This is a genomic window from Ruegeria sp. R13_0 (genome assembly GCF_017743995.1).
GTDB lineage: Bacteria > Pseudomonadota > Alphaproteobacteria > Rhodobacterales > Rhodobacteraceae > Ruegeria.
This window is the reverse complement of sequence record NZ_JAGHRB010000047.1, coordinates 1-1544: the sequence shown is the minus strand read 5'-3', so window position 1 is coordinate 1544 and position 1544 is coordinate 1. Positions and strand designations below refer to the sequence as shown.

Here is a 1544-nt window from a genome sequence, read left to right as displayed (position 1 = left end):
GAACACACCCTGAGACTTGAACGGCTGCAGGAAGCCATCCTTGTGGATCTCGTCCTCCATCATCTCGGCGCCGATCTTCTTGAAGATCTTCTTCACCTTGTTTGGATCGGTGTCGAAGGGCACGGTGAACTTCAGCTTCATGATGACCCAGTCGCGGCTGTAATTGGTCAGCTTCTGAATCTCGCCGTAAGGGATGGTATGCACCGGACCACGATGGTGACGCAGCTGCATCGAGCGGATTGATATCTTCTCGACCGTGCCTGTGGTGCCACCCACATCGACATATTCCCCCACGCGGAAGGCATCGTCGATCAGGAAGAAAATCCCGCCCACGATGTCGGATACCAGTTTCTGCGCACCAAAACCGATGGCCAGACCCAGAATACCGGCACCCGCCAGAAGCGGCGTGATGTCGAGCCCGAGGGCACCCAGGGCCAGCAAAACGAAGATCACGGCAATCGCCACCTGAGCTGTCACCCGCAGCAGCGGCAGAACGGTCGCAAGACGCGACCCGCCCGCGCCACCGCCTTCGCCGGCTTCTTCGTCCGGGCTTTGCGCGGCGGTCATCTCTTTTGCCAGTCGGCGGTTGATCCAGAGCGAGACGATCTCATTCAGGATGTAGCCCACGGCGATGATGATGAAGAACTGGATCAGCTTGCTGCCGGAATCCGCGTCTCCGCCTGCGATTTCCTGCAGATCGAGGTCCCAGGCATTGGCGATCATCAGGATGACCAGAATACCGGCCAGAACCCGACCGATGCGGATATAGCTGCGCTTGGTCGATTTATAGGCACGTTCGGCCACCGAACCTTCGCCCTGCATCGGCGGTTGCAGATGGCGGACAAGCCCTCGGATCAGGGTGTCGAGCGCCGGGGCGATCAGCAGCCAGAACATGGTGGTGAAATGCGCGCCCTGAACCAGCAGAGCCAGCGATGCCGGGTTGCGCTGCGCCACCAGAAACTCGACCAGCAGCCAGGTCGCAGCCGAGACCGCAATGGCGAAATAGGGGTAGTAGTGCGCCACTTCCTCATCGAACTTGGTGTGGTCCGGGTCCGTTCCCAGCATCATCTGCGACAGACCTTCGCGCGCCTTCCAGGCGATCAGGCCGATATAGATGTGGATGCCTGCGTTCAGCCAGAAGCCAATGCGCGTTTCATCCCCCGTGATGCCGTTTAGGCTGTTGAAGTGCAGCAGGAACAGCGTGAACCCGATCAGGATCAGCAACCCGATCAGGTTGCGATGCAGGTATTTCGCCCAGTGATCGTCGATATTGACCAGACGGTAATGCGGCTTGTTCGGGGCCAGTACAAAGCGTGAGGCGGCTGCACCCAGCCGCGGTACCCAGATCAGGTAGAACACGAAGGGCGCCGCATAGGTGATTTGCTCGGGCGTCAGCAGCCCCCGCCCAACCGCGCGGATGACCACGTAGAACACCACAAGCCCGGCGATTTCCCGGCAGAAACGACCAAACAGATACCGGACAGCGCCCCAGAGATCGCCCTCGGCCTCGGCTTCGGTCAGGACATGCCAGCGGCGGGTCAGAA

1 protein-coding gene is annotated in these 1544 nt (G+C 60.2%); it reads right to left on the bottom strand.

Annotated elements, in window-relative coordinates; genetic code table 11:
• Positions 1 to 1544 (bottom strand): mechanosensitive ion channel family protein (locus J7394_RS22765; RefSeq protein WP_209256243.1); only part of this gene is annotated, 1544 nt, incomplete at both ends.